The sequence below is a fragment of the Nonomuraea mangrovi genome (assembly GCF_042681425.1).
Classification (GTDB): domain Bacteria; phylum Actinomycetota; class Actinomycetes; order Streptosporangiales; family Streptosporangiaceae; genus Nonomuraea; species Nonomuraea mangrovi.
Genome location: NZ_JBHUFV010000099.1, coordinates 1 through 3,948, shown reverse-complemented (window position 1 = coordinate 3,948; position 3,948 = coordinate 1). Strand labels below are relative to the sequence as shown.

Genomic DNA, 3,948 nt, shown 5'->3' with positions numbered 1-3,948 from the left:
TCGCCGACTGGGTGGGACTGGTGAACTCTATGTACGACTCCGCCAACCGTCAAATCAACGCACCGCCGAACCCGCAACACATCCCGGCTTGCCGTACCAAACGGACATTGGTGGGTATGAACCACAGGTGAGAGATCGCTCGGCTCCACGGGCGCTGATTGTGCTGTTGACGACCGCGTGCGCTGTCATCGCGCTGTTCGGACTGCGGGAAGTCGCCTCGATCGCCGGCCCGGTGGTTCTTGCCCTGGTGCTCGTGATCGCGGTCTCACCCGTGCGCGGCTGGCTGGACAGGCGGGGCTCACCGACCTGGGTGCAGGTCGCGGTGCCGTTCCTGATCGTCGTGATGGTCCTGCTCGGGATGGTCGCGGTGCTGACGGTGTCCGTCACGCAGCTGGCCGCGATCCTGCCCACCTACGCCACGCAGTTCCAGGAGCTGCTGGCCGAGGCGCAGCGGTTCGCCATCTCTCACGGCATCAGCAACGAACAGCTCAACAAGGCCATCCAGTCGTACGATCCCGCCCGCGTGCTGGGCATCGTGCAGACGCTGCTGAGCAGCCTGCTGAGCGTGCTGTCCAGTCTGTTCCTGATGGCGGTGCTGCTGCTGGCGATGTCGCTGGACGCACCGGCCACCGCGAAGATCCTCGCGGCGAGCAGAACCCACAGGCCCGCGCTCGCCACCGCGCTGACCACGTTCGCCAGCAGAACCCGGCGCTACCTGGTGGTCTCCACCGTGTTCGGACTCATCTGCTCAGCGCTCGACGTGGGCGCGCTGGCCCTGCTCGGCGTCCCGTTGCCGCTGTTGTGGGGCGTGCTGGCACTCATCACCACCTACATCCCGAACATCGGCTTCGTCCTCGGCCTGCTGCCTCCCGCGCTCCTTGCCCTCCTGGACAGCGGTCCGCGGCAGATGATCCTCGTCATCGTCGCCTACAGCGTGATCAACGTGGTCTTCCAGTCGTTCATCCTGCCGAAGTACCTGGGGGACGCGGTCGGGCTGTCGACGACGATGACGTTGCTGTCGCTGATCGTGTGGACGTTCGTGCTGGGACCGCTCGGCGCGCTGCTCGCGATCCCGCTCAGCCTGCTGACGCGCGCGCTGCTGATAGACAGCGACCCGTCCGCCGGGTGGGCGGCGACCCTCATCTCCGGCGGCTCGGCCTCCCCGCCCGCGCCGTCCCCCGACCCATCCGATACGGCAGGCACCCGATAGCCCACCGTGGTCACCGGCGGGCCTCCGTCCATCACGCGTGCTCCAGCAGGACTCCGGCCGCCCGCCGTCACGTCGCCCCGCCCCTCCCTCCTTCCGGACTTTCTTGACCCCTTCGCTCAGGGAACGCGCCTCGCCGTTCACCCCTGCGACGGTGCCGCAGACCGGGAGAGGCCGGCTCGACAGCGGTGGCGACGATGCTCCGAAGCGCGAGAGGCCGACTTATGGCGGCCGCAACGGTGCTCCAACCCGGGAGGCCGGCCCGGTGGCGGTCGCAAGGGTGCTCCAACCCGGAGGCCGGCCCGACGGCGGCACGGCGACGGAAAGTGTCGGCCACAAGTCGTAGCGTTGGTTGTGTGTACGTCGAACGGAGTCCGGGGTCGCCGCTCGCCGAGCGCATCGCCTGCCTCTGGGAGCAGGACAGCGCCGAGGAAGGCGTCCAGCTCGTGGTGCCCGACGCGTGCGTCGACCTGATCTGGGGGCCTGACGGTCCGCACGTGGCGGGGCCCGACACCGGTCCGATGCCGGTGCGGCTGCTCGCCGGCGACGTCTACAGGGGCATCAGGTTCAGGCCTGGCGCGCTGGGCGGCGTGCTCGGCGTTCCGGCCGAGGAGTTGAGGGACAGCCGGATCGCGTTCGAGGAACTGGGGCTTCCCGCGGATCTCACGTTGGAGGAGCTGACCGTGCGGCTGCGTGCCACGGCCGCGCCCGACCCTGCCGCGCCCGCCATCGCGCGGGCGCTGCGGAAGGGCTCCTCGGTGCGGCAGGTGGCCTGGGACCTCGGGCTGAGCGAGCGCCACCTGCACCGGCGGGCGGTGGCGGCGTTCGGCTACTCGCCGAAGGTGCTGCAGCGGATCGTGCGGTTCCAGCGCGCGTTGCGGATGGCCCGGTCGGGGGTGCCGCTGGCGCGGGTGGCGGTCGAGAGCGGCTACACCGACCAGGCGCACCTTTCGCACGACGTCAAGCGACTGAGCGGCGTCCCCATGGGTCACCTCCTCGCGCCTGTGCCACGCCTCACCGAAGACGCCTGACGCGGCCACGCCGTCGACTCCCCGTGGTGAGTCCGGCTCGCGAACTCGCGGCGGGGGCTCCTCCGCTCACGATCACACGTGGCCTTCGGTCGCAGCGGGCGTCGCGATTGAGACGCCGCGGCCCTCGTCGGCCCACTGCGAATGGGGCTGATCGTCCCTCGGGTAGGTCCGCCCGGACTGATCTGTCTTCTGGGCAGACGGTCCCCGGACGGATTGGGCCCTTGGCGAGCTGGTCCTTCACAGGTCGGCCCTCAGACAGGTGCGCTGCCCGGACGGGTCTGTCGTCGACAGATCGGTCAACCCGCGAGCCGGTCCTTTCCGGGGTCGGCCCTCAAGCAGATGCGGCTTCCGCGCCGGTGCGTTCGCCTGGCCGGTGCAGTCCCAGGCCGGTGCGTTCCCCTGGCCGGTGCAGCCCCCGAGCCGGTGCGGCCCCTGATGGGGCAGGTCCTCGACGCGCGGCGACCCCCGGGCGGATCGCGTCCCTCCCGGATCGCGTCCCTCCCGGATCGCGTCCCTCCCGGATCGCGTCCCTCCCGGATCGCGTCCCTCCCGGATCAGTCCTTCGCGGATCAGTCCTCGGGGCCGGTCAGTCCTAGGATCTGGATTGGCCCCAGGGGTGGGTCGGCTCAGGGGTGAGGCGGCCGTAGGCGCGGAGGGTGTTGAGGCGGGCCAGTGTGAGGTAGCCACCCCACTCGTGTCGGACCACGGGCGTCCACATGAGGAAGTTCGGCTCCCAGCCGCCCTCGGTCGTCCGGGTCTCCGGCAGGGCGTCGAGGTGCCGCGCGATCGTCTCGTCCGTGAAGAGCGAGAGCCGCCGCAGGGGTGCAGGTGCGAAATCGAGGGGGAAGTGCGCCTCGCCGGTGGCGTGCGGGTCCATCGACACCACGGCCAGAATCGACTCCTTCAGCCGGGCGAACTCCGCCAGCGCCCTGTCCGCGTCGTCCACCAGGTCGAGAAAGGTGATCACCGCACGAGCCTGGTACGGCGACGTCTCCTTGATCTCTGCGATCGCGTTCCAGCAGAACGATGTGGCAGGTCCGAGCCATGGATGTTCGACGCCGTGCTTGTGCAGGAGACCGGCGATGGAGGCGGTCGGGATGAGGTTGCCGGGCGGGTCGTCGTCGGTCTCCCACCACGGCGCATGGGGCGCCTCGTTCACGCTGGACAGCACGAACGGCACGCCGCCGTCCTTCGTCGTCACCGAGACGAGGTAGTCGCAGGCGGCGGCCACCATCGGGTCATTGAAGGCGTCGAGTTCGTCGAGGATCCAGAACGCCACCTCCACGGGTTCCGGCTGGCTGGTCGTGCCGCGAAGGTCGGGTTCCAGCGCGTGCGCGAAGCCGCCGTCCGGGTTCTGGTAGGCGCGCAGGGCCTGCAGGACGCGTTCCTTCGAGCCGCCCTTGAAGAGCGCCTCGTACCTGAGCCTGTCGAGCAGCCTGGCGTTGAGCTGGATGTAGCGCTCCGCGTTGTCTTCCATGCGGTCGACCCTACGATCGCGGCGTCGGCGGGGATTGTAGGAATCAGCCACGTGTCGGGAGGCGGCGGGGATGGCAGGAACCGACTCGCCAGAAGTGAGAGGGGATCCCAGGCGTCGGTCACCCTTCGATGCCGAGGGGAGCCCAGGTATTGGTCACCCTGCAGCACCGAGGGTCACGTCCACGGACGTGGTGTATGAATCGATCTTCGCGTGATCCTGTTTATGCAGGTTAA

General features: G+C 69.4%; 3 protein-coding genes. 2 read left to right on the top strand and 1 reads right to left on the bottom strand.

The features are described 5' to 3' along the window. Positions 1–127: 127 nt before the first annotated feature. Both ACFSKW_RS51980 and ACFSKW_RS51975 read left to right on the top strand, forming a co-directional pair. On the top strand, positions 128–1,210 hold the full coding sequence (locus ACFSKW_RS51980) for an AI-2E family transporter (protein WP_379582825.1): 1,083 nt from the start codon (positions 128–130) through the stop codon (positions 1,208–1,210). 353 nt (positions 1,211–1,563) lie between these two features. Beyond that, on the top strand, positions 1,564–2,238 hold the full coding sequence (locus ACFSKW_RS51975; protein ID WP_379582823.1) for a helix-turn-helix domain-containing protein: 675 nt from the start codon (positions 1,564–1,566) through the stop codon (positions 2,236–2,238). Between the two features lie 592 nt (positions 2,239–2,830). Here the strand turns inward: ACFSKW_RS51975 and ACFSKW_RS51970 are convergent. Then, positions 2,831–3,715 carry a hypothetical protein gene (locus ACFSKW_RS51970; protein ID WP_379582821.1) on the bottom strand — a complete coding sequence of 295 codons (885 nt, stop codon included), beginning with the start codon at positions 3,713–3,715 and terminating at the stop codon, positions 2,831–2,833. Positions 3,716–3,948: the final 233 nt, after the last annotated feature.

Excerpts from the sequence above, each read along its gene's own strand:
- ACFSKW_RS51970 (WP_379582821.1), bottom strand. The coding sequence starts at position 3,715 with ATGGAAGACAACGCGGAGCGCTACATCCAGCTCAACGCCAGGCTGCTC.